At 54.1% G+C, this 21,809-nt stretch carries 26 protein-coding genes; 8 read left to right on the top strand and 18 right to left on the bottom strand.

The window, feature by feature from the left end:
• Nucleotides 1-45 precede the first annotated feature (45 nt).
• The 16 genes from EV674_RS08675 to EV674_RS08590 form a co-directional block, all read right to left on the bottom strand.
• Entirely contained in the window at nt 46-762 is a 717-nt protein-coding gene (locus EV674_RS08675) for a hypothetical protein (protein WP_132750405.1), read from the bottom strand.
• Nucleotides 763-804: 42 nt separating this feature from the next.
• A complete protein-coding gene (locus tag EV674_RS18010; protein WP_165887083.1) occupies nt 805-1,542 on the bottom strand; it encodes a GNAT family N-acetyltransferase in 738 nt (245 codons plus the stop codon).
• Between the two features lie 67 nt (nt 1,543-1,609).
• Nucleotides 1,610-1,933 carry a DUF2834 domain-containing protein gene (locus EV674_RS08660; protein WP_119013183.1) on the bottom strand — a complete coding sequence of 108 codons (324 nt, stop codon included), beginning with the start codon at nt 1,931-1,933 and terminating at the stop codon, nt 1,610-1,612.
• A gap of 69 nt (nt 1,934-2,002) precedes the next feature.
• Nucleotides 2,003-2,401: a hypothetical protein gene (locus EV674_RS08655; protein ID WP_132750404.1), complete on the bottom strand. Its 399-nt coding sequence runs from the start codon at nt 2,399-2,401 to the stop codon at nt 2,003-2,005.
• Nucleotides 2,402-3,367: 966 nt separating this feature from the next.
• Nucleotides 3,368-4,222 (bottom strand): FRG domain-containing protein, encoded by an 855-nt coding sequence (locus EV674_RS08645; protein ID WP_119013136.1) that lies wholly within the window; start codon nt 4,220-4,222, stop codon nt 3,368-3,370.
• Nucleotides 4,223-4,249: 27 nt separating this feature from the next.
• Nucleotides 4,250-4,540 carry a DUF1010 domain-containing protein gene (locus EV674_RS08640; protein WP_119013137.1) on the bottom strand — a complete coding sequence of 97 codons (291 nt, stop codon included), beginning with the start codon at nt 4,538-4,540 and terminating at the stop codon, nt 4,250-4,252.
• Nucleotides 4,541-4,570: 30 nt separating this feature from the next.
• The gene (locus EV674_RS08635) at nt 4,571-4,786 is read right to left on the bottom strand and encodes a DUF1010 domain-containing protein (RefSeq protein ID WP_241524927.1); all 216 of its coding nucleotides are present in this window, start codon (nt 4,784-4,786) and stop codon (nt 4,571-4,573) included.
• A 103-nt stretch (nt 4,787-4,889) separates the two neighbouring features.
• The gene (locus EV674_RS17960) at nt 4,890-5,111 is read right to left on the bottom strand and encodes a DUF1010 domain-containing protein (RefSeq protein ID WP_341539455.1); all 222 of its coding nucleotides are present in this window, start codon (nt 5,109-5,111) and stop codon (nt 4,890-4,892) included.
• A 221-nt stretch (nt 5,112-5,332) separates the two neighbouring features.
• Nucleotides 5,333-5,581: a hypothetical protein gene (locus EV674_RS08625; RefSeq protein WP_132750402.1), complete on the bottom strand. Its 249-nt coding sequence runs from the start codon at nt 5,579-5,581 to the stop codon at nt 5,333-5,335.
• Between the two features lie 48 nt (nt 5,582-5,629).
• The gene (locus EV674_RS08620) at nt 5,630-5,920 is read right to left on the bottom strand and encodes a DUF1010 domain-containing protein (RefSeq protein ID WP_119013141.1); all 291 of its coding nucleotides are present in this window, start codon (nt 5,918-5,920) and stop codon (nt 5,630-5,632) included.
• A gap of 153 nt (nt 5,921-6,073) precedes the next feature.
• Nucleotides 6,074-6,790 carry an HNH endonuclease signature motif containing protein gene (locus EV674_RS08615; RefSeq protein ID WP_132750401.1) on the bottom strand — a complete coding sequence of 239 codons (717 nt, stop codon included), beginning with the start codon at nt 6,788-6,790 and terminating at the stop codon, nt 6,074-6,076.
• 66 nt (nt 6,791-6,856) lie between these two features.
• Nucleotides 6,857-7,213 carry a hypothetical protein gene (locus EV674_RS08610; RefSeq protein ID WP_132750400.1) on the bottom strand — a complete coding sequence of 119 codons (357 nt, stop codon included), beginning with the start codon at nt 7,211-7,213 and terminating at the stop codon, nt 6,857-6,859.
• Nucleotides 7,214-7,244: 31 nt separating this feature from the next.
• Entirely contained in the window at nt 7,245-7,535 is a 291-nt protein-coding gene (locus EV674_RS08605) for a DUF1010 domain-containing protein (RefSeq protein ID WP_119013142.1), read from the bottom strand.
• Between the two features lie 28 nt (nt 7,536-7,563).
• Nucleotides 7,564-7,854 carry a DUF1010 domain-containing protein gene (locus EV674_RS08600; protein WP_132750399.1) on the bottom strand — a complete coding sequence of 97 codons (291 nt, stop codon included), beginning with the start codon at nt 7,852-7,854 and terminating at the stop codon, nt 7,564-7,566.
• A gap of 81 nt (nt 7,855-7,935) precedes the next feature.
• The gene (locus EV674_RS08595) at nt 7,936-8,145 is read right to left on the bottom strand and encodes a hypothetical protein (protein WP_132750398.1); all 210 of its coding nucleotides are present in this window, start codon (nt 8,143-8,145) and stop codon (nt 7,936-7,938) included.
• Between the two features lie 172 nt (nt 8,146-8,317).
• Nucleotides 8,318-9,232, bottom strand: a complete 915-nt coding sequence (locus EV674_RS08590; protein WP_119013143.1) for a LysR family transcriptional regulator — start codon at nt 9,230-9,232, stop codon at nt 8,318-8,320.
• Nucleotides 9,233-9,364: 132 nt separating this feature from the next.
• Here EV674_RS08590 and EV674_RS08585 point away from each other — a divergent pair, with 132 nt between their 5' ends.
• The 7 genes from EV674_RS08585 (at nt 9,365) to EV674_RS08555 (ending at nt 15,546) form a co-directional block, all read left to right on the top strand.
• The gene (locus EV674_RS08585; RefSeq protein ID WP_119013144.1) at nt 9,365-10,870 is read left to right on the top strand and encodes a CoA-acylating methylmalonate-semialdehyde dehydrogenase; all 1,506 of its coding nucleotides are present in this window, start codon (nt 9,365-9,367) and stop codon (nt 10,868-10,870) included.
• Between the two features lie 99 nt (nt 10,871-10,969).
• Nucleotides 10,970-12,136 (top strand): acyl-CoA dehydrogenase family protein, encoded by a 1,167-nt coding sequence (locus tag EV674_RS08580; protein ID WP_119013145.1) that lies wholly within the window; start codon nt 10,970-10,972, stop codon nt 12,134-12,136.
• 225 nt (nt 12,137-12,361) lie between these two features.
• Nucleotides 12,362-13,258: a 3-hydroxyisobutyrate dehydrogenase gene (gene mmsB, locus EV674_RS08575; RefSeq protein WP_119013146.1), complete on the top strand. Its 897-nt coding sequence runs from the start codon at nt 12,362-12,364 to the stop codon at nt 13,256-13,258.
• A 162-nt stretch (nt 13,259-13,420) separates the two neighbouring features.
• A complete protein-coding gene (locus EV674_RS08570) occupies nt 13,421-13,891 on the top strand; it encodes a phage tail protein (protein ID WP_206613242.1) in 471 nt (156 codons plus the stop codon).
• Between the two features lie 10 nt (nt 13,892-13,901).
• The gene (locus EV674_RS08565) at nt 13,902-14,414 is read left to right on the top strand and encodes a phage tail protein (RefSeq protein ID WP_119013148.1); all 513 of its coding nucleotides are present in this window, start codon (nt 13,902-13,904) and stop codon (nt 14,412-14,414) included.
• 32 nt (nt 14,415-14,446) lie between these two features.
• Entirely contained in the window at nt 14,447-14,950 is a 504-nt protein-coding gene (locus tag EV674_RS08560) for a phage tail protein (protein ID WP_119013149.1), read from the top strand.
• A gap of 11 nt (nt 14,951-14,961) precedes the next feature.
• Nucleotides 14,962-15,546: a GNAT family N-acetyltransferase gene (locus EV674_RS08555; protein ID WP_119013150.1), complete on the top strand. Its 585-nt coding sequence runs from the start codon at nt 14,962-14,964 to the stop codon at nt 15,544-15,546.
• Here the strand turns inward: EV674_RS08555 and EV674_RS18005 are convergent.
• Nucleotides 15,484-15,771, bottom strand: coding sequence for a DUF6916 family protein (locus EV674_RS18005; protein ID WP_374761677.1), 288 nt, complete (start codon nt 15,769-15,771; stop codon nt 15,484-15,486). The two genes, EV674_RS08555 and EV674_RS18005, sit on opposite strands and share 63 nt — an antisense overlap.
• A gap of 98 nt (nt 15,772-15,869) precedes the next feature.
• On the opposite strand from EV674_RS18005, the gene EV674_RS08550 reads away from it, so the two are divergent.
• Nucleotides 15,870-16,643, top strand: a complete 774-nt coding sequence (locus EV674_RS08550; protein ID WP_132750397.1) for an NHL repeat-containing protein — start codon at nt 15,870-15,872, stop codon at nt 16,641-16,643.
• A 64-nt stretch (nt 16,644-16,707) separates the two neighbouring features.
• Here the strand turns inward: EV674_RS08550 and EV674_RS17380 are convergent, their stop codons facing one another.
• The gene (locus EV674_RS17380) at nt 16,708-21,702 is read right to left on the bottom strand and encodes a hypothetical protein (RefSeq protein ID WP_165887082.1); all 4,995 of its coding nucleotides are present in this window, start codon (nt 21,700-21,702) and stop codon (nt 16,708-16,710) included.
• Between the last annotated feature and the right edge of the window lie 107 nt (nt 21,703-21,809).

Genomic DNA, 21,809 nt, shown 5'->3' with positions numbered 1-21,809 from the left:
CACCGCAGCGAGATGCAGGTAAGCCAGTTGCTCGTAAAGCATTTTTTACAACCCCAGAATTTGAACTACTTTTGTTGGCCTTTTGGCAAACGATGCATATTGGCCCCCTTTTTTCTCTACTTCAAATACAGCGCTAAATTCAATAACAACAGATTTATCGAATTCTTCCGTTGTTGAATTCCAGAGAACATCCAGAATAACGCCCCTGCCTTTGTAAAAAAACACATCTCCTTCCAGCGTTTTGAATTCCATTCCTGTGCTCTGATAAATATCACCAACAGCCCAGGTTGAAATCAGCCTCGCCCTCACTTTGACTCGTCCATTCGGCAGAAATAATCCATTACCAATTTCAAAATTTTTTGCGCTCAATGAATTCTCAGGAGATTCACCGAAAAATTTTTTCTTTGGGACTTTGCTTCCGCTCAGAAAATAATAATTTTGGATATTTCCATCCCAGCTCCCTATGATATGAATTTTTTCAGCACCAAGCTTTGCCAAAGATTTTACAAACCATACCGGATGCTCTGATGTATAAGTATAAGAATCAATAGTTAACTTGCAACTATTTCTCTCCATCTTTTCGACATTGATCAATTCGTCTTTGTAGTCAATTTGATTGGCCACTGGATATATGGCATTCAGCGCCTGAGCAAGCTCATGATCGTTTTCAATCAAAGAATTTTTTAATTCCAACTCAGCCTGGGATGCAATTTTTTCATCGACAAAAGTTGCAATTACCCTGACCTTGGCCTCAATTGACATTGCAAATCCTTTAATTTTTCAAAAAAATTTATTTATTTTGATTTACCGAACCACATGTCGGCTATAGGCCAAAAACAAGTCATCGCGCAGCCAACCCAAAGACTCGTAGAGGCGCTGGGCTTGATGGTTCGTGCGCGCGGTGGTGAGATCCATGCGCACTTTGCCATCTGCTTGGGCTCGCGCCTGCGCTGCGCACAAGAGCATTCGACCCACGCCACCCTTGCGAGCGGCTGGCAACACGAACAGGTCATAGAGCGTGTAAATAGGTTGTGCCTCTACAGAGCAGAACGTCGGGTAAAGCTGGCAAAAGCCAACTAACCCATTTGCATCGGATTCAGCGACCAAAATCACAGATTCCTTTTTATCGATTCGCTCTCTGATAAATGTGTTTGCACGGGGCAGATCGGATGGCTGTTCATAGAACTGGCGATACAAGTCGAAGAGTTCAGCGACGGCATACGTGTCTGCACTCATGGCTTGCCTGATGGTAGTACGCATATATGCATCCATAAGCAAGTAGGTTCCCGGTGATCTTTGGTGCTTGTCTATCAGTGGCACCAGCCTCTTGAAGTGCTCAGTGTTGCAATGCACGTCCAATGCTGCACGGTCAGGCCATTCCTCTATGAATACGAAGTGCCCAGGATCCTTTTGGTCGATGTAAAGATCGTACGACACGCACAGCGGTTCTTCTTTGGTTCTTGCCACAAGCTCTCGGTAAAGAGGCATGACATCCTGAATATGTTCAGGCTTGATGAAATCTTGAGCAATAATTTTTAGCATCTTGTGTATTTTATTATTCAGCCTAACGCCTGAATTAATCTGCGCTGCGAAGTGGCGTCGGCTTGAATTAATGGTTAGGAGCTGTCGCCGCAAGATGCCGCTCCCGCAACAACAGAAATAGCGGCAATGCCAATGAAGGGCCGACCATAAGACAAGACAACGGTAGCCATAAGCGACGCATTGCAAGCTTGCGCCCCTCAACAAGTAAGAACACAGCAACAACGATGCCTGAGATCAGAACATCAGCCCAAGCGAATGCGGCGATGTGGCTTGATGTGGCCTGCTGCAACAGGAGAGGCACATTAAGGCCATGTGCAGAAAGCCACGGGACGAACTGCGAGAGTGGTAATGCCGCGCCAGCAATACAAAGAAGGATGTAGAAAATCTGCACGTTTTTTTCCTGCAAAGCTTAACGAACTGAGGTAAGCAGCAGCTGGAAGCTGTCCGCTTGAGCGCATTTTTAGCTGGTAACGCACCCTGTATCGTCACTCGTGTTATTTAAATGATAGCGAACAAGCCTGACTGCCAGTATTAAAGCTGGTGTGAGTGTGATCATAGGAATTACGGTAGGAATCCACGGCAAAATGCTTAAAGTCCCTATTATGGTTCCTGCAATAGGAATGGCTCTGTGAAGCTTTTTATCGTAGGCCCATGCTATCCCCATAGCAATAAGAATTCCCCATGCACCTATTCCGATTATCCATGAGAATACTGCGAGAATACTGCCAATTTTTGATGAGTACGGCCAGCCAAAGCCAAAGGCTGCGGGAGCAATCGTTAGTATTGCAGTCAAACTGAATGAAAATGAAACAGTCAGAAACGTATTCAGCAGCTTCAGTGTTTTATATTTTCTCTTCATAGCGGCTAACGTTGAAATTAAGCTGCCCGCCGAAGGTGAGTCGACTTGATTGCCAGGTTAGACACGACGGCTAAAACCATAGTAAAAGATCCATGCCACTCCGATGTAAACAAATGGATATGCAGCAACATAGATAATTAGCGATAAGTATGCTGATGCAATATTTTCTGCAAAAAATAGGGCGAGGACTAGAGATGTTATCAATAATACGGTGTATATTAATAGCACAAAGTAAGCGCATACAGTTGCAATAAATAATATTGTGCAATACTGAAAAGGCAGTCGCAATTCTCCAGACAAGAGTTTTTTTGGTATCTGGTACAGGCGAAATATTGCAAGTCCGAAGACAAGCGGAAAAATAATCACCGGCAGCACAAACATCTTGAGGCGACTAACGAATTAAGGTAAGCGGCGGCTAGAAGCCGTCCGCTTGAGCGCATTGTTAGATGAGAAAAGTAAAAATTACATAACTCATTGTAAATAAGAAAATTGGCGCAATGAGAATATTTAATAATGAATTAACGATTATTTTTCCATTTCTCTCTGAGAGACTCACTGAATCCCCTATTTTATAGATATAAACCAACAATCCATTGTCAGCCTCAAATTTGCAGGTAACTCCACTCGAATTCTTGTAAGAAATTTCTATAAGTGTTGATTCGGCCGTACCAGTAAGGGCTCTTTTTCGAGTGATGAAATTAGTGACTACACCAGAAACCCTGCTACCTGTAAATAATAGGTGAAATCTATAAAATAATAAAGCTATGGCAAGTACAACTAAGGAGCAGCTTAAGATTATGAAGTACCAATACATATCCTTCTCTTGTGAAAGTAGGAATTAGTTATGTGTGCGCCTAACGCCTACGTTAAAGGGCGACAGCGTGCGAAGTACGTTGGCGTCCCCTTGAACAACCAGTTAGGCGCGGGATAGGTGCTTTACTGCTTATATCGAAAACCACACAAAGACTAAGCACCAATATGAGAGATGGTGCCGGTAGTCCTGTCACCCTCAACTCCGCAAGTGAGTAAGAGCTGATAGCCATTGTCATAAAACGGAGGGGGAAATAAGGAGTGCGTATTCACCATTTTTCCGCTGCCCAGCCAATCTAACGCTTTAGCAAGATCGACGCGGATTACACCCCTAAGCTGACTTGAGTAATCTAGGGCTCGACCTGTAATATCTCCCTTCCTACGGAAAAGCAGCCCGTGTTGCGCATGGGGACGAAGAAAAACAGATGGGGCGGCCATGCGGAGATCAACAAGTTCTGTTTGATCGCCGTGATAATAGCCGGGCTTATCTCTAGAGCGATGATTGATGTTTGCGGCGATGAGAAGAAGGTATGCATACGGGTTGCTGCTAGAGGGAAGACGTCTTTCAAAATGAACAAACTCTCCTCTTTTCCCAACCGACATTGCTTGATGGCAGGCAAACCAAAGAGCTACCCATACGTTGTCAACCAAGTCCATCCATGTAGTGCTAATTCCATAATGCTGGAGAAGTGCTTCGTGCGCGTAGTCGCCAAAGCTACCAAATATGTTTCCGCTATCAACAAAGCGTTGAACAAGCTTTGATAGAGCGGCATGCTTTGCGTTTTGAACTTTGATGGAGGGCGTATCTCGATACAACGTTGGTGACAGGCTTTCGTATATCTTTCGCTGCCCCCGAAAGTAAATTCCTTCGCTTTTGTTTTTTGCTAATGTGAACTTCAAGTACCCCGCTGCCATTACCAACGCATGAGGCTCGTCCGCATGCAAAACATCAATGCCTGATAGATCTTTAAGGTAGGTTGCATTTTTTATTTTCAGCTTGCTTAGTGGCATAGATCCGACTCACATTTCTTGTTGGGCCTAACGGGCGAGGTAAGCCGACCGCAGAATGCGGGTCGGCTTGACCGGAAGGTTAGAGCCAGAAGCCAAAACGGGTAGCCATGATTTGGTGACGGGCGCTAACTGCGAAAAAGCACGGCGCCACCGAGGCGGCACAGCGCTGCAAAAACGATAGCTGTTTGCGCTTGCTGTACAAGGGCCAGAGGCCAAAAAAACCACAAACCAGCGTAACGCCAGCAGGCGAAGCCCAGAGAAACGGCAAACCAAGCGCTGCACAACGCTTGAGAAATTGAATGCCGTTTGAATAAGCATGGCCTTGAATAAAGCGGGTTTTCAGTGGTGCTAACGGGCGAGGTAAGCCGACCGCCGAAGGCGGGTCGGCTTGACCGAAATGTTAGAGCCAGAGGCCAAAACCGATAACTTGGATTTGGCGACGGGCACGAACTGCGAAAAAGCACGGCTCCACCGAGGCGGCACAGCACTACGAAAACAATAGCTGCTTGCGCTTACTGAAAAATGACTAGAGGTCAAAAATGCTGGAAAACGATGGAGCGCCACCAGGCGAAGCCAAGAAAAACGGCAAACTCAGCACTGAACAACGCTTGAGAAACTGAATGCCGTTTGAATAAACATGGGAGAAATAAATTGTTTTTCAGTGGTGCTAACGGGCAAGGCAAGCCGACCGCAGAATGCGGGTCGGCTTGACCGAAATGTTAGAACCAGAAACCAAAAAGGGTAACTCTGATTTGGTGATGGGCGATAACCATGATTTAGTTGTATTGCCTGCCAATATTTCCTTTATGCTCACGTCTGCAGCTAGCACATCGGGAGTACTCAGAGTTAAAGTCCATCCGTAACTCAAAGCGCTTTGGACTTTCACCATTTTCATAATTGGGTACTGTTTCCTTAGCTCCGCATTCACACTCAAAGTGAGTCGCATCACCTTCTCTGGCGATACTCACAGTGCCCATTTTTGCTTTAACCATAATTACTCCCGTCTGGTTGGAAATTCATTGAAATTTAAACAGTGGTCAATCTTGGCTAATATTGGCCTAACGGGCGAGGTAAGCCGACCGCAGAATGCGGGTCGGCTTGAGCGAAAGGTTAGACAGCTTTGGCTGCTTTTACGGCGGCTTTGAGTGCTTCGTCGGAAGCACAAATTGCGATGAATTCTTCCCATTTCACTTTGACGCCGTTTTCCTTCTTTGTTCGTCCCTGACACCAAACAAGGCCTGTCATGGTTGCATAGCAATCGCCCAGTTGCTCTTTTCCATCCTTGCTTCGAACTTCCAATTCAATGCCTTTTTGCTTGACTTGCATCTCGACTTCGAGGGATTTAATCCAAACTTCCATTTTCTTTGCTTTCTTTAATAAATGTAGAACAAGAATCTTGTGAGATATCTAACGGGCGAGGTAAGCCGACCGCCGAAGGCGGGTCGGCTTGACCGAAATGTTAGAACCAGAAGCCAAAACGGGTAGCCATGATTTGGCGACGGGCACTAACTGCGAAAAAGCGCAGCGCCACCGAGGCGGCGCAGAACTACGAAAACAATAGCTGCTTGCGCTTGCTACACAAGGGCCAGAGGCCAAAAAGACCACAAACCAGCGTAACGCCACCAGGCGAAGCCCAGAGAAACGACAAACCAAGCGCTGAACAGCGCTTGAGAAATTGAATGCCGTTTGAATAAGCATGGGCAAATAAATTGGTTTTCTTCGGTGCTAACGCCTCACTCACCGGAATTTTAGGAGTGAAACGAGTAAAATTTCCGAGTGCAGTGACTTGTTATAAGGAAGACTAGGCTAACCTAACCTAACCTAACCTAACCTAACCTAACCTAACCTAACCTAACCTAACCTATTCTCTACATAGTCCCATAACTCGAATGCTAATTTTTGTATTTCCAGTAACTTATCTTCAACAAGCTTTATCTGTGCAGATATTTCATTGTCATACTCAGAAGTACCTGGGGCAGATTTTGGAATAAATTTTGCACAATAGCTTCCATTATAATGATAATTACCCTGCTCTCTAATATTAAGAACCTGCCGCATTAGATCGACTATTCGATCCTGCCTATCCATTACGCTTGGGCCATAAGACCTAAGTTCTAAATTATAAATATGTATGTTCAGAAAAAAGTTACTCAATTTGACATAGACTTCTTGCTCAAACCAATACCCAGTTTCAGAGCCTACCGATGAAATCTCACCACAATCATTATAAGAAAGAATGTCTGTTACTGTTTTTAAAAAGTGATGGACTCTATCGCCCTCCTGCTCCCTAACAAATGCATTGCTATTTAGACGAGCCCTAAGAGCTTCCTTATAATTATGCAGGGCTCTCCTATCAATTACTCCGGCATGTGCCATTTTATGATGCTTATCGCATAGAAGAATTAGATTTTCCTTTCGGTTATCTTCTCGGTTTTGATTGATATGATGAATTTCTAGATATGTATGTTCATTGCATCCTGTTATTGAGCATTCATGTCCCGCCTCTACTTCGACTTCCCGCCTAAGATTCGCCGGAATTGTTGGCCTATCAGACTGATATGTGCTCATTATCGATATTCCTTATAACGAACAAGCTAAGCCGACCGCCGCAGGCGGGTCGGCTTGAGCGCCGGGTTAGAGCAACCCATTTTCCCGAAGCGTTTGCTCACCGTATGGTGTTAGCTTTAAAACACCCTGAAGGTCTGGAAAAATGAAGCCAAATTGCTGCATTCTATAGAGAGCTTCTTCGGGCACGCTTTTGCCATTTACCCAATCTACGAGCGCCAAAATTATCGGAGAAACCTTTGGTTTAGAGATTTCAGCTTTATAGTCATCGATATTAGGAAGCGTGTTAATTGGAGGATTTATCTGACGCTTAATATATATTTCAGGCTCAAGTGACAGAGAATTTCCAAAAGAATCAACAACTTGAACGCCATGGATTTCTCCGCTTTCTAAGCGTTGAACATACAGGCCCGTATAACTACTCATCTTACTTCTCCATAAAATTTATAATTCATAACTAACGGGCGAGGTAAGCCGACCGCAGAATGCGGGTCGGCTTGACCGAAATGTTAGAGCCAGAAGCCGAAACGGATAACCTGAATTTGGCGACGGGCACGAACTGCGGAAAAGCATTGCGCCACCGAGGCGGTGCAGCACTACGAAAAAAATAGCTGCTTGCGCTTGCTACGAAAGGGTCAGAGGCCAAAAAGACTACAAACCAGCGTAACACCAACAGGCGAAGCCCAGAGAAACGACAAACCCAGCGCTGAACAACGCTTGAGAAATTGAATGCCGTTTGAATAAGCATGGGCGAAATAAATTGGTTTTCTGTGGTGCTAACGGGCGAGGTAAGCCGACCGCAGAATGCGGGTCGGCTTGACCGAAATGTTAGAGCCAGAAGCCAAAACCGATAACTTGGATTTGGCGACGGGCACGAGCTGCGAAAAAGCACGGCGCCACCGAGGCGGCGCAGCACTACGAAAACAATAGCTGCTTGCGCTTGCTACACAAGGGCTAGAGGCCAAAAAGAGCACAAACCAGCGTAACGCCAGCAGGCGAAGCCCAGAGAAACGACAAACCCAGCGCTGCACAACGCTTGAGAAATTGAATGCCGTTTTAAAAAGCATGGGCGAAATAAAGATGGGTTTCAGTGGTACTAACGGACAAGATAAGCCGCCCGCAGCATGCGGGTCGGCTTGAGCGCCGGGTTAGGTTTTAAGAAAATCGCCTGTGATTCTTACTGCCTGAAGCGTCCCTGAAGGGAAATAGCTGTTATCTCGCATTTGGTAATACATCTCTTCCAGGTTATTCCGAAATGCTGCGATGAACTCAGGATCTTTTTCACCCATTGTTTTTACAAAGCAAGCGGCTAAAACAGCAATTGCTTGTGTTGATTCATTAGGAAGCGGGCTAGTCATTCAAATGTTCCGAGTAAAAGCTAACTAGAATTAGGCGACAAGCTTCTCCATCCAACGAGTCGCCCATTGCGTGAAATATGACTACCATCCCTCTGAATGGAAAATTTAGGCAAACCTAAAAATATCCAGACGGAAAGCGGCCAAGTGCAAGCACCCATCATCCCGCGTTTTGTTACAGGCGACTTACATTTCCCGCCCCATCGGGCATCAGTTGCTTGGCCTCGCCCACCACGGTTTCTTTCAAAAACGCCCATACCGCCTGCATGCGCGCCAAATGCTTGGATTCGGCAGGCATGCTCATCCAGAAGGTGCGGGTAAATCGCGCCTCGGCGGGCAATACGCGCGCCAATACCGGGTCGCGGTCGGCCAGAAAGGCGGGCAGCACGGCCAGTCCGGCACCGGCGCGCACGGCCTCGTATTGCGCCGTAATGCTGGTGCTGCGAAACGCAAAGCGCTCGGGCGGGTACAGCTGGTCTAAAAACTGCAGCTCTTTGGTAAACAGCAAATCGTCCACGTAGCTGATAAAGGCGTGGTGGCGCAAATCTTCGCGCTGCGTTACCAGCGGGCGGCGCACCAGGTATTCGCGCTGGCCGTACAGGTGCAGGGTGTAGTCGGCCAATTTGCTGACGATGACCGAGCCGCGCGTGGGGCGCTCCAGCGAGATGACGATGTCGGCCTCGCGCCGCGACAGGTGCAGCATGCGCGGCAGGGCCAGCAGGTCAATCGACAGGTGCGGGTGGCGCTGCGTCAGGCGCGCCAGGTGCGGCGCCAGTATCAGGGTGCCAAAGCCTTCGGTGGCGCCCACGCGCACCAGGCCCGATGGCCCGCCACCGGGCACCGGGGCCGAGCGCTCCACGCCCAGCACGGCCGCTTCCATGGCCTCCACGCCGGGCAGCAGGTGGCGGCCCGCCTCGGTCAGCTTGTGCCCCCCGGCCTCGCGCGCAAACAGGGCCGCGCCCATTTGCTTTTCCAGCGCCTGTATGCGCCGCGCCACCGTGGTGTGGTCTACCCCCAGGCGCCGCGCCGCGCCCACCAGCGTGCCCGAGCGGGCCAGTTCCAGAAAATAGCGCAGGTTGTCCCAGTCCATCGTGTCTCCTGAAACGCACTTTTGTGCAAAACTGCACAGCGATAGTGCGTATTTACCCGTTGTTAAAACAATTATGCACAGCTAGGATGCGTGGCCAAACACGTTTTATTCCATCCAAGGAGACACACTGCCATGGGCGCATCCATCCCTACCGTCAAGCTGCTGATCAACGGCCAATTTGTTGAATCCACCACCACCCAGTGGCGCGATGTGGTCAACCCCGCCACGCAAGAGGTGCTGGCCCGCGTGCCGTTTGCCACGCCCGCTGAAATCGATGCCGCCGTGGCATCGGCCAAGGAAGCCTTCAAGACCTGGAAGAAAACCCCCATCGGCACGCGCGCCCGCATCTTCCTGAAGCTGCAACAGCTCATCCGTGAAAACATGGGCGAACTGGCCGCGCTCTTGACCGCCGAGCAAGGCAAAACCCTGCCCGACGCCGAAGGCGACGTGTTCCGTGGCCTCGAAGTGGTGGAGCACGCTGCCAGCATCGGCAACCTGCAACTGGGCGAGCTGGCCAACAACGTGGCCGGTGGCGTCGATACCTACACCATCCTGCAACCGCTGGGCGTGTGCGCTGGCATCACGCCGTTCAACTTCCCGGCCATGATTCCGCTGTGGATGTTCCCCATGGCCATTGCCACGGGCAACACCTTCGTCTTGAAGCCGTCCGAGCAAGACCCCATGGTCACCATGCGCCTGGTCGAGCTGGCCCTGGAAGCGGGCATTCCTGCGGGCGTGCTGAACGTGATCCACGGTGGTGAAGACGCCGTGAACGCCATCTGCGACCACAAAGACATCAAGGCCGTGTCCTTCGTCGGCTCCACCAAGGTGGGCACGCACGTGTACAACCGCGCCACCCTGGCTGGCAAGCGCGCGCAGTGCATGATGGGCGCCAAGAACCACGCCATCGTGATGCCCGACTCGAACAAGGAGCAAACGCTCAACGCCATTGCCGGTGCCGCTTTTGGCGCAGCAGGCCAGCGTTGCATGGCGCTGCCGGTGGTCGTGCTGGTGGGCGAGTCGCAGCAGTGGATTCCTGAGCTGGTGGCCAAGGCCAAGACGCTCAAGGTCAGCGCCGGTACCGAAAAAGGCACCGATGTCGGCCCCGTCATCTCGTGCGCCGCGCTGTCGCGCATCGAGGGTCTGATCGAACGCGGTATTGCCGATGGCGCCACGCTGGAACTCGATGGCCGCAAGCCCAACGTGCCCGGCTTTGAAAAGGGCAACTTTGTTGGCCCAACCATCTTCAGCAACGTCAAGCCCGGCATGGCGATTTACGACCAGGAAATCTTTGGCCCCGTGCTCAGCCTGGTGGCCGCCAAAGACCTGAACGAAGCCATTGCGTTCATCAACGACAACCCCAACGGCAACGGCACGGCCATCTTCACGCAGTCGGGCGCAGCAGCGCGCACCTTCCAGGAAGAAATCGACGTGGGCCAGGTTGGCATCAACGTGCCAATCCCGGTGCCAGTGCCACTGTTCTCGTTCACCGGCTCGCGCGCTTCCAAGCTGGGCGATCTGGGCCCCTACGGCAAGCAAGTGGTGATGTTCTACACGCAGACCAAGACCGTCACGGCGCGCTGGTTTGACGACAGCACCACCAGCCACGGTGTGAACACCACCATCAGCCTGAAGTAAGGCGACCCCACCGGCCTGAGAGCCAAAACCGGCTCTCAGGCCCGCGCAGTAAGCGCGAGCAGCTATAAAAATAAAAGCATCTTCCAAGGAGACACGCCCGTGGACTTTGAACTGACCGAAGACCAGCGCGCCTTTGCCGACACCGCGCGCCAATTCGCCCAGGCCGAGCTGGCCCCCCACGCTGCGCACTGGGATGCCGAAGCCATCTTCCCCCGTGAAGCCATTGCCAAAGCAGGCGAACTGGGCTTTTGCGGCCTGTACGCCCCAGAAAACGCCGGTGGCCTGGCCCTGCCGCGCCTGGACGCCACGCTGGTGTTTGAGGAGCTGGCCGCCGTCGATCCCAGCACCACCGCCTTCATCACCATCCACAACATGGCCACCTGGATGCTGGGCACCTGGGCCACGCCGGAAGTGCGTGCCCAATGGGGCGAACCACTGACCAGCGGCCAAAAACTCGCCAGCTACTGCCTGACCGAACCCGGTGCGGGCTCGGATGCGGCCTCGCTCAAAACCCGTGCCGAGTTGGTAGGTAACGAATACGTCATCAACGGTGCCAAGGCCTTTATCTCGGGTGCGGGCGCCACCGATGTGCTGGTGCTGATGGCGCGCACGGGCGACGCGGCCTCGGGCGCGGGTGGCATCAGCGCCTTTGCCGTGCCCGCCGATGCGCCCGGCATCAGCTACGGTAAAAAAGAAGAAAAAATGGGCTGGAACAGCCAGCCCACGCGCACCATCAGTTTTGACAACGTGCGCATCCCCGCCAACCACCTGCTGGGCCGCGAGGGCGAGGGCTTCAAGATCGCCATGAAGGGCCTGGACGGCGGGCGCATCAACATCGCCACCTGCTCGGTGGGGGCGGCGCAGGGCGCGCTCAAGCAGGCGCAGCAGTACATGCACGACCGCAAGCAGTTTGGCAAGCCGATTGCCAGCTTCCAGGCGCTGCAATTCAAGCTGGCCGACATGGCCACCGAACTGGTCGCCGCGCGGCAAATGGTGCGCCTGGCCGCCAGCAAACTCGACGCCGGCGCGCCCGACGCCTCCACCTACTGCGCCATGGCCAAGCGCTTTGCCACCGATGCGGGCTTCACGGTCTGCAACGAGGCGCTGCAGCTGCACGGCGGCTACGGCTACATCCGCGAATACCCGCTCGAGCGGCTGCTGCGCGACGCGCGCGTACACCAGATTCTGGAAGGCACCAACGAAATCATGCGCGTCATCATCGCCCGGCGCATGCTGGACGGCGACGCGCCGGACGCGATTCGCTAGGGTTTTGATAGCTGCTAGCGCTTATTCTGCGGGCGTTAGCGGCTTTTTTACCCTTCAAAATCATGCTACGAAGCCCCCTGCCCTGCCCCGCTGCCGCCGTGCGCGCTGGCCAGGGGTTGGGCCGGGGCAAAGTTTCAGGCCATTTTGGCCTCTGGCCCTTGTGCAGTGAGCGCAAGCAGCTATTAAAAAGATAGTGTTTTTACCCCCCACCAGGAGACTTTCACCATGCAAATCGCATTCATCGGCCTCGGCAACATGGGCGGCCCTATGGCCATCAACCTCGTCAAAGCAGGCCACAGCGTCAAAGCCTTTGACCTGAGCCAGGACGCCGTGGCCAAAGTGGTGGCCGAAGGCGGCCAGGCCGCTGCCAGTGCGCTGGACGCGGTGCAGGGCGCAGAAGCCATCGTCACCATGCTGCCCGCCAGCCAGCACGTGGAGGGCTTGTTCCTGGGCCAAGGTGGCCAAAGCGGCCTGCTGGCCAGCATTGCCAAAGGCGCGTTGATCATCGACAGCTCAACAATAGCCGCCGCCACCAGCCAAAAAGTGGCCCAGGCCGCGCAAGCCGCAGGCATTGATTTCATCGACGCACCGGTATCTGGCGGCACCGGTGGCGCCATTGCGGGCACCCTCACTTTCATGGTGGGCGGCAGCGCTGGACAACTGGAACGTGCCCGTCCGCTGCTCGAAAAAATGGGCGCCAACATCTTCCACGCAGGCAGCGTGGGCGCAGGCCAGACCGCCAAAATCTGCAACAACATGCTGCTGGGCATTTTGATGGTGGGCACGAGCGAGGCCATTGCCCTGGGCGTGGCCAACGGCCTCGACCCCAAGGTGCTGAGCGAGATCATGCGCCGCAGCTCGGGCGGCAACTGGGCGCTGGAAAAGTACAACCCCTTCCCTGGCGTGCATGAAAACGCCCCGGCCAGCAAAGGCTACACCGGCGGCTTTGGCACCGATTTGATGCTCAAGGACTTGGGCCTGTCGCAAGAAAACGCCACCGCCGTGAAAGCCAGCACCCCGCTGGGTGGCATGGCCCGCGCGATTTACGCCGCGCACAGCATCGCCGGGCACGGCGGCGAGGACTTCTCCAGCGTGATCAAGATGCTGCAAAAACAGGGCTAAATCAGCGGTTTCTGGAAACCGTTCGCAAAAGAATGGCGCTACAGGATGTACCTGTCGCGCCATTTTCTATTTGCCCATCGGCGGATTCAAGTCAGCTAAAATCAAAGAACTTATAGATGGCCTGGAGAAGCTATGGCGCAACCTTATGTAGGCGAGATACGCATGTTCGCCGGCAACTTTGCACCGGCAGGGTGGATGTTCTGCGAAGGTCAGCTTCTTCCGATTTCCGAGAATGAAACACTCTTTCAGCTCATCGGAACCACTTATGGCGGCGACGGTGAATCCACCTTTGCCCTGCCAGACATGCGCGGTCGCATCCCGATTCACCAAGGCAACGGTTTCATCTTGGCCGAAACCGGTGGCGCGGAAGAGATCACGCTGACCGTCAATCAGATCCCGGCTCACACGCACACACTGCTGGGATCGAAAGACCCTGCAAATGCACGCTCGGCGACGGGGCAGATTCTGGGGCGCACGGCGGCAGAGGCCTACGCGAGCGAGTTCACGGCCCAGCAGTTATCGCCAGCAGCCATCACACCAACGGGAGGTAGTCAGCCGCACACGAATTTTCAACCGTACCTGTGCGTCAACTACATCATTTCCCTGTTCGGTATATTCCCGAGCCCGACCTGAGACCGATACCATGGCTGACCCTTTTGTTGCTGAGATCAGAGTTTTCCCTTTCAATTTTGCTCCCAAGGGATGGGCTTGGTGCGATGGGCAACTGCTGCCCCTCTCGCAAAATACCGCATTGTTCTCACTGCTGGGCACCACCTACGGGGGCGATGGTCGCAGCAATTTCGCCCTGCCCGACTTACAGGGCCGTGCCCCCATGCATCCAGGACAAGGGCCTGGTCTGTCGCTACACGATCTGGGTGAGACGGGCGGCGAGGAAACCGTTACGCTGCTTGAAACCGAGATTCCATCGCATTCACATGCGCTGAACACCAGCATCAGAGCGGCCGACTCGCTCAGTCCCGATGCACTCGCTGTAGGCACGGGGAACAATATCTATACCTCCCCCACCAACACCGGTGTCGCTGCACCCCAGGCACTGGCACCTGCTGGGGGAGCCACTCCGCACAACAACATGCAGCCCTATCTCACGTTTTACTTCTGCATCGCTTTGCAGGGCGTGTTCCCGCCGCGCACCTGAAACGCGCGGCCTGACCTCACTGGATCCGAACCATGGCCGAACCCTTCCTCTCCGAAATCCGCCTCATGAGCTTCGTATTTGCGCCCAAAGGGTGGGCGTTGTGCAATGGGCAGCTGCTCCCGATCAATCAAAATCAGGGGCTTTTTTCGTTGCTCGGCACCACCTTCGGCGGTGATGGCCGGGTGAACTTCGCGCTGCCTGACTTGCGCGGACGCACACCCATTCATGTCGGTGCCGGGCATACGTTGGGTGAACGAGGCGGCGAACAAGCCCACACACTGAGAATTACTGAAATTCCCACGCACACCCATGCGCTGTCTGCGAGCAACAACAACGCTACCACTGACATGCCTGCTGCCAACGTGATCATGGGACAAGCTTCCATCGATATGTACCGCAGCCCGACCAACCTGGTGGCCTTGGAACCGGGGAGCGTTTCCAACACAGGCGGCAGCCAAGCACACCTGAACATGCAACCTTTCTTGGCGCTGTCATTTTGCATTGCATTACAGGGCATCTTCCCCAGCCCTAACTGATTAGCTGCTCCATGGCCGTTATTGTTGGACCTACCCTGGCGAAACTGCTGGAAGGGCTGCCTACTGCATACGGACTGAAACAGCGCAGCGAGGCAGACATGCCGTTCCTTCGTCTGCTGTATGCCCAAACGCGCGAAGACGAACTTGCCCCCGTACCATGGACAGCGCAGCAGAAGGAGGCGTTCCTTGCCGACCAGTTCAACAAGCAGCACAGCCACTACCTGCAACACTACCCGCAGGCACAGTGGTGGGTTCTAACCTGCCGAGGCCTCCCGATGGGCAGGCTCTACTTGGAGCAAACCCCACACGAACTGCGCGTCATGGACATCTCACTGATGCCAAACCATCGCAATCAAGGTTTGGGAAATGCCTTGATGTGTTCGCTATTGCAGCATGCTGATTGCCACCAACTGACAGTGGGATTGCATGTGGAACCTTTCAATCCAGCGCTGCGGCTTTACCAAAGACTCGGTTTTTCCCAGGCCGAAACCCGGGGCGTTTATCTGTTCATGCAACGCCCACCAACTGCTGGGTCAGTTAAAAATGAGTTCGTAACGCGTGTGACTGGCATCGCGCCCGATGGGAACCATGAATAAATCCAGGCGACCATGCTGCGGATGTAGCAGGCCGTGAATCCCTTGTGGCAAAACCGGCGATACAGGCCCTTCCAGCACCAGCGAAAACGAACTCTGGCGGGTAGAAACAGACGGCAGGTCTCGCGTTTCGACTACCCGCAATTCGAGCTGCTGTCCAGCATGCTCGAGGCTGAGGCTGCCGGACGACAATTCTTCAAAGTCTTGGCGGGTTAGATATTCAATCATAGTGAAACGCTCGGTTACGAGTTAACATTAACGGCACTGATCGGACATGAAGTCTTCCCAAGGGCCTTTTTCTTTAGCAATTGATCTTAGAGCAGTTCATGAACTTAATTGACCGTCGCACCTTCATGCTGGCCGGAGTTGGCTTGGCACTGCCGATGGCTGGATGTGGCGGTGGTGTTGATCTGCCCCCTGTCACCTTGCAGAGCGCTCCGATTGCGGTCAGCAAGTCGGGCAGCAAGTTCCTGGCACAACCTCTTTCCCATAGTTTGGTTATCACTGATAGCAAGGGCATCAAGAGAACTATCGGTGGAGTAGGCCAAGGCTTGGGCCAGTTCAATTATCCGGCTGACGTAGCGATTCTCAATGAGTTGGCCTACGTGGTCGAGGCTGGCAACCACCGCGTACAAATTTTTGACGACTTGGGTAGATCGATCGGTGTCATGGGAGAAGAAGTTCTCAATTATCCTGGCGGCATCATCACCACAACCGACGAGATTCTGGTTTCTGATTCGCGTAATGCCCGCATTGTGGGTTTCAATACATCAGGCCGGATCACGCGCATTATTGGCGATGGCGTATTGAGCGCACCACGTGGGCTTGCCGTAGTGACTAGCGGCCTGCTCATCGCCGACCCGGGCCTGCGCAAAGTGCTCCACTTCGATATGAATGGCCGTAAGACTGGCGAATTCGGCACTGACTGGGTACTGCCTTGGGATGTAGCTACCGATGGTTCTTTGGTCTTCGTGGCAGACGTGTCAGCCAATGAAGTGGCAGTGCTGGACGAAACCGGTCAGAAAGTTGATCGCATCGCACTGAACTCGCCGCCGCAATACCTCTCGTTTCGCAACGACACGCTTCACGTGGTTCAGTAACGCACTGCACTTCAGGCGTCATAGTTCATTTTCCGCAGCCAAGCTGGTCACACTGTGCCCAGCGTTACGCGCCGATCTCCTCTGGCGAAATGCCAACCAGCTGCACCTCGGACATGTGGCGTTGGCCGACGTCCAGGTAACTATCCATCACGCCCCCCCAATCGCCCGGATAGTGGTCGGCGAGTCCGATGATATGGCCAAGCTCATGCATCAGCACCGTGAGTAAATCCATTCGCGCACCCATGTTGCCTGCCATCTCAGCCGTCCAGGGGAATTCCTCGTCAGCCATTGGCGTCTCATCAACGAACCAACCCCAACCCGCAGCATTGCTATCGATCAACACCAAGCCAGTCGTAGACAGCCCCAAGATGGATCCCTTCAGATCCGCAACGCCAAAGGAAACCGACTCCAGCAATTGCAATTGGGCCGCGCCAATACCGAAAGCAACCCAGCGCGCTATCGCAGCCTCTGCCATGGTCTGGAGAGTTGCAAGTTCGAGTACATCGGCATTCTGCCCGCCTGTGGCACCTTGCCGCGCAAGCAGCGGCAGTGAAGGCGTCGCAGGCAGAGAGGGAGGAGAGACCCCGAAAGTAGGTGACCCAGTCACCGTCACCGTGGCGTCGCCGTTAACGGTGCCAACAGCGGCTGAATTTGCTTGCGCAACATTGATCGTCCCAGCTGCGCCCTCAGAGATTTGAAGCACCCCACTTGGGTTCAAGGTATTGCCAGTAACGCTGAGATTGACAGTTCCAGCGAGCGTGCTGGTACCGGCAGTAGCATCGAACTCGACGTGGGTGCCGCTGGTATCCTGGATGTTATTGCCCGTTACAGTGGCATTGATGGTGCCACCCGGATTGCCCACAGTGGATGCTGCGCGCACCCTGACAACCTCCAATGTCGCGTTGGCATCGACCACATTATTTTGTATTAACGCTGTCATCGACGCACCATTCATGGCCTGTAGGAGGACTGCATTGGCACTACCATCGCCGCCAGTCCACAGAGGCGATCCATTCTGACCAATGCTATTACCGCTGACAGTGACATTGCCGGTTCCCACCGTACCCAGGCCAGCTCCGGTATTGTTGGTGTAGCTGATATTGATAGCAGACTTTGAACCAGAGCCGAGTCCATCTATGGTGTTCTGGTCGATCAGTAGATCGGTTGTCCCACCATCCGCAGTCACTGTGATCCCGCGGCCACCAATAATATTGTCCAGATCGTTGTTGCGGATCGTGACATCCGCGTCCGCAGTCATGCCGTTTGTCATTCCGATCGCACCGATCGTAGTAACGTTGTTCAATATTCCTGAGAAAACATTGTTGTTGATATCAGCGAAGAAGTTGATATTGCCCCAAGGGTTCATCGAAATACCCCCGTTACCCGATGACACCGCACTGGTGAAGTCCGAGTCCTTGACGATGAGACGGACGCTACCGTTTGAACCAGCAGTTCCGTTGACCTGGATGGCATCGCCGTAAAACTGGCTGAAGTTACTGTTGATCACGGACAAGGCCATGTTCGACGTACCCTGGGCCTCCATGAAGATGCCATCGTTGGCGCCACCGGCATTGGAGAACGTCGTGTTGGTGACCGTCAGCGAGGTCATGTTCACGTTGTTGTTGACGATTTCAAAGCCGTTTTCGCTGGTGGTGTTGCCCAGACCAGCGCCGAACCCACTGACCTTGCTGTCAGAAAGCGAATTCACTCCCCGCAGATCGGTGGCGATGATTCCGTGATTTGAGGGGTTCAGGATGCTCATCCAGGCCAGGTTCAGGTCTTGTGTATTGGTCGCAACAATGGCCGATCCAGTGGAGCTTGCAATGATTCCGCCTGAATCGGCTGTGCCCGCTCCTGTGATCGTCAGCCCCCCCAAATTGCCGGTGTTGATGAGTACGATACCGTTCACCGGATCTGCGCCGCCATCATTGTTTCCCGAAGAAACTCTCTGGAAGAGCAAGGCGCTGGAACCGATGGTTGTGCCGTTGACACTGAGTGCAGTGGCGTTGGGTGAACTGATGGTGTTGCTGCTACCTTGCACAGTGACCGTACCACCACCGCTGGCACTGAACCCTGTACCGGTTGCGGTCACGATGTCCAGGCCATTGCCGGTATTGTTAAAAGCAACAGTGCCGGAATTTCCCGTCAGGCCAATGCCAGCGCCAACACCCGTGGCATTGACCGTGATCTGTGAACCAGTGAAATTCACGTTAGCGCTGCTGCTAGCTACTGAAATTCCAGTCCCCGATGTGGTGTTGATATCAAGGTTTCCCGAGAAGTTGACGGTACCTGCCGTACCCGATATCTGGAGGGCATTGGCAACACCAGAGTTCAGAACATTGTTGGCTCCCGAGAAGGTAATCGTTCCACCGGAGTTGCTCGTGATGGAAATGCCACCGCCCACATCATTGGTGTCGGTGATGTCACCAGAAAGCGTCACGGTGCCGCCAGTTCGATTGGAGATCAAGGCGGACAATCCCGACCCATTGCCGATCGATCCCGCATAACCCACCGCCCCGGCCCCGCCATTGAGATCGAGTTCAGCGACAGAATGGTTTGATAGCATGCCTCCTGAAGCCGAGAAAGTTCCAGTGAATGATGTGCCCACCAACTGAATACCATGCGTTCCACCACTGGAGGACACGGTTTCCAGGACAACATTCAGTACCCCACCGTCTTGATCGATGTCTACGGCCTGACCAGCGCCTGTGATCGACATACCGGACACAGTCAGGTTTCCTACGTTGCCGCCTGTGATACCAGTCCCATCATCCAGACCTGATGTTCCAGCCACCGTGACAATGTGGATGCCACGAATCGTATTGCCTGATGCAAGATCAATGGCTTGGTCAGAGGCAACGTTCACCGCGATGATGGGCCTCGCTCCCCCCCCCTCTTCCACTGCAATGACCGCGTTAGTGAATGGATTGGTAAACGAGAGTGCCTGATCAGCTCCCAGCAAGATTTGCCCATCCTTCAGGTTGATACCCGAGCCGGTGTAAGTCCCGGACTGGACATAGATGTAGTCGTTGGCACCTGGCCCACCGGCAAGTGCAGAGGCGTCATTGAAGGCCTCGATCGAGGTGAACGGATTGGTTTGTGAACCTATTGGGCCGCTGGGGCTGGTCGGCGGGGTGTTGTCGATGAACCAGACTTGTGGCAATACTGCGACCTGAATGGTGGCCACGTCGGCTTCGCTCGTACCGTTGCTGGTTGTCCCTGGGTCTTGGCCGGTATTGCCTGCATCGTTGGTGGTGAAGGTCACCGTGCTCGCAGTAAACGGGGTTGTTGGTGAGGTGAACCCGTCCGCCGACTTGTAAACAACATTCTGACCTCCAAGGGAGGCGTTGATTTCGGCCACGCTGCCCGTGAGCGTGACCGTCGCCGTTCCATTACCAGCAATAGTTGCGCCCCCAGAAACTCCACCAGTGGATCCGCCGCTGAGGCTGCCAATGGTGATACTCGCTGCATCGGAGGCCGCCAGTGTGGCCGTCAGGTTGGTCGCATCGCCAGCATCGACATCAGCGATAGACAGGCCCGTGAGCGGCGTGCCGGTGAACGAATGCAGAACGACCTGGCTGGTAGTGACTGCGTTCAGCGGTGCATCATTCACTGGTGTCACGTTGACTGTTGCGCTCGCAATACCGCTGGTCAAACCCAGGCTGTCGGTGGCAGTAAAGCTGATGGTGCGGGCTGCGCCCGAAGGATCATCGCTGTTATTAACGTAGGTGACAGACCGCAGGACAGTTTGGTATTCAGTTGTCGTCCCGGTGCCCGACAGGGTCAAAACCCCTGTTCCTGCATCGAAACTGCCAGTGATCGAACCGGAGGGAGTGAACGACAGCACATCCTGGCCACTGACAAAGTTAGCCGAGATGGAGGCCGTAGCACTCGCAATCGTGTCGCCTTCTACGTCGGACAAAGTGAGAGTAGTACTGACAACGGTGGCAACCGCGTTCTCGGTGTAGGTGATGGTTCCTCCGGCCGTGATCACTGGTGCATCGTTGACCGGGGTGACGGCGACGTCTCGGACGACCACCTCGCTGTTGGTCGTGCCATCGTTGACCATCCACGAAATGGTCTTGCTGGTCTGCGGATTCTCTTGAGTGCTCTGGAAAGTGATGGAACGCAACGCGGCCTGGTAGTTGATCACCGTATCAACGCCGGTAAGCGTTAGTACACCGGTACCAGCGTTGTATGCGCCCGTGATAGTGGCCGTGCTCACAAACACCAGCGTGTCACCGGCCTGCAAACCATGCGAGATGCTTACCGTTGCACTGGACAGGGTAGAACTGTCCGTGTCAGCAACGGTGATTGCTGCATCAACCACCACAGCTGCACTGCCTTCAGTGTAAGAAATTGATCCCACAGAGGCCACCACCACTGGGGCATCATTGGCGAAGGTGGTCACAGGCGTGACTGTCTGGACGCTGGAAGCACTTGGCGTACCGTTGTCGGTGGCTGTCAGGCTGATGGTGGGCAGGGCGCCGCCCCCGTTGACGAAGGCAGCCCCAGTGGCCGTCAGCGTCACTTCCCGGGTCGCCGTGTTCAGTGCGTAATAGCCATCGCCGTTGCTGCCTGCGGTGAAACCCACCGTGACCGTGTCGCCCTCTTCGTCGGTGGGTGCGCTGTAGGTGGCCACCACCAGGCCATCTACCGTAGCCGCCGCATCTTCCACCACAGGCGCGCCCACAGCCACCGATAGCACTGGCGCATCGTTGACCAGAGTGGTCACCAGCGTGGCCGTCTGAACGCTGGAAGCGCTTGGCGTACCGTTGTCGGTGGCTGTCAGGCTGATGGTGGGCAGGGCGCCGCCCCCGTTGACGAAGGCTGCCCCAGTGGCCGTCAGCGTCACTTCCCGGGTCGCCGTGTTCAGTGCGTAGTAGCCATCGCCGTTGCTGCCTGCGGTGAAGTCCACCGTGACCGTGTCGCCCTCTTCATCGGTGGGTGCGCTGTAGGTGGCCACCACCAAGCCCGCTGTAGTAACAGCATCGTGCTCCACCACGGGAGCCCCTGCACTCAGGGTGAATACTGGCGCACCATTGACGAAGGTGGTCACAGGCGTGACCGTCTGGACGCTGGAAGCACTTGGCGTACCGTTGTCGGTGGCTGTCAGGCTGATGGTGGGCAGGGCGCCGCCCCCGTTGACGAAGGCAGCCCCAGTGG

This window comes from Simplicispira metamorpha (assembly GCF_004341365.1).
Taxonomy (GTDB): Bacteria; Pseudomonadota; Gammaproteobacteria; order Burkholderiales; family Burkholderiaceae_C; genus Simplicispira; species Simplicispira metamorpha.
The sequence above is the reverse complement of the archived record's forward strand: the minus strand, read 5'-3'. Positions and strand labels throughout refer to the sequence as shown.

Excerpts from the sequence above, each read along its gene's own strand:
- EV674_RS08620 (WP_119013141.1), bottom strand. The coding sequence starts at position 5,920 with ATGCTTATTCAAACGGCATTCAATTTCTCAAGCGCTGTTCAGCGCTTG.
- EV674_RS08555 (WP_119013150.1), top strand. The coding sequence starts at position 14,962 with ATGGCCGTTATTGTTGGACCTACCCTGGCGAAACTGCTGGAAGGGCTG.
- EV674_RS17960 (WP_341539455.1), bottom strand. The coding sequence starts at position 5,111 with ATGGTGAAAGTCCAAAGCGCTTTGAGTTACGGATGGACTTTAACTCTG.
- EV674_RS08610 (WP_132750400.1), bottom strand. The coding sequence starts at position 7,213 with ATGAGTAGTTATACGGGCCTGTATGTTCAACGCTTAGAAAGCGGAGAA.
- EV674_RS08560 (WP_119013149.1), top strand. The coding sequence starts at position 14,447 with ATGGCCGAACCCTTCCTCTCCGAAATCCGCCTCATGAGCTTCGTATTT.
- EV674_RS08570 (WP_206613242.1), top strand. The coding sequence starts at position 13,421 with ATGTTCGCCGGCAACTTTGCACCGGCAGGGTGGATGTTCTGCGAAGGT.
- EV674_RS08655 (WP_132750404.1), bottom strand. The coding sequence starts at position 2,401 with ATGAAGAGAAAATATAAAACACTGAAGCTGCTGAATACGTTTCTGACT.
- EV674_RS08625 (WP_132750402.1), bottom strand. The coding sequence starts at position 5,581 with ATGGAAGTTTGGATTAAATCCCTCGAAGTCGAGATGCAAGTCAAGCAA.
- EV674_RS08595 (WP_132750398.1), bottom strand. The coding sequence starts at position 8,145 with ATGACTAGCCCGCTTCCTAATGAATCAACACAAGCAATTGCTGTTTTA.
- EV674_RS08675 (WP_132750405.1), bottom strand. The coding sequence starts at position 762 with ATGTCAATTGAGGCCAAGGTCAGGGTAATTGCAACTTTTGTCGATGAA.
- EV674_RS08615 (WP_132750401.1), bottom strand. The coding sequence starts at position 6,790 with ATGAGCACATATCAGTCTGATAGGCCAACAATTCCGGCGAATCTTAGG.
- EV674_RS18005 (WP_374761677.1), bottom strand. The coding sequence starts at position 15,771 with ATGATTGAATATCTAACCCGCCAAGACTTTGAAGAATTGTCGTCCGGC.
- EV674_RS08605 (WP_119013142.1), bottom strand. The coding sequence starts at position 7,535 with ATGCTTATTCAAACGGCATTCAATTTCTCAAGCGTTGTTCAGCGCTGG.
- EV674_RS08550 (WP_132750397.1), top strand. The coding sequence starts at position 15,870 with ATGAACTTAATTGACCGTCGCACCTTCATGCTGGCCGGAGTTGGCTTG.
- EV674_RS08565 (WP_119013148.1), top strand. The coding sequence starts at position 13,902 with ATGGCTGACCCTTTTGTTGCTGAGATCAGAGTTTTCCCTTTCAATTTT.
- EV674_RS18010 (WP_165887083.1), bottom strand. The coding sequence starts at position 1,542 with ATGCTAAAAATTATTGCTCAAGATTTCATCAAGCCTGAACATATTCAG.
- EV674_RS08645 (WP_119013136.1), bottom strand. The coding sequence starts at position 4,222 with ATGCCACTAAGCAAGCTGAAAATAAAAAATGCAACCTACCTTAAAGAT.
- mmsB (WP_119013146.1), top strand. The coding sequence starts at position 12,362 with ATGCAAATCGCATTCATCGGCCTCGGCAACATGGGCGGCCCTATGGCC.
- EV674_RS08640 (WP_119013137.1), bottom strand. The coding sequence starts at position 4,540 with ATGCTTATTCAAACGGCATTCAATTTCTCAAGCGTTGTGCAGCGCTTG.
- EV674_RS08590 (WP_119013143.1), bottom strand. The coding sequence starts at position 9,232 with ATGGACTGGGACAACCTGCGCTATTTTCTGGAACTGGCCCGCTCGGGC.
- EV674_RS08600 (WP_132750399.1), bottom strand. The coding sequence starts at position 7,854 with ATGCTTTTTAAAACGGCATTCAATTTCTCAAGCGTTGTGCAGCGCTGG.
- EV674_RS08585 (WP_119013144.1), top strand. The coding sequence starts at position 9,365 with ATGGGCGCATCCATCCCTACCGTCAAGCTGCTGATCAACGGCCAATTT.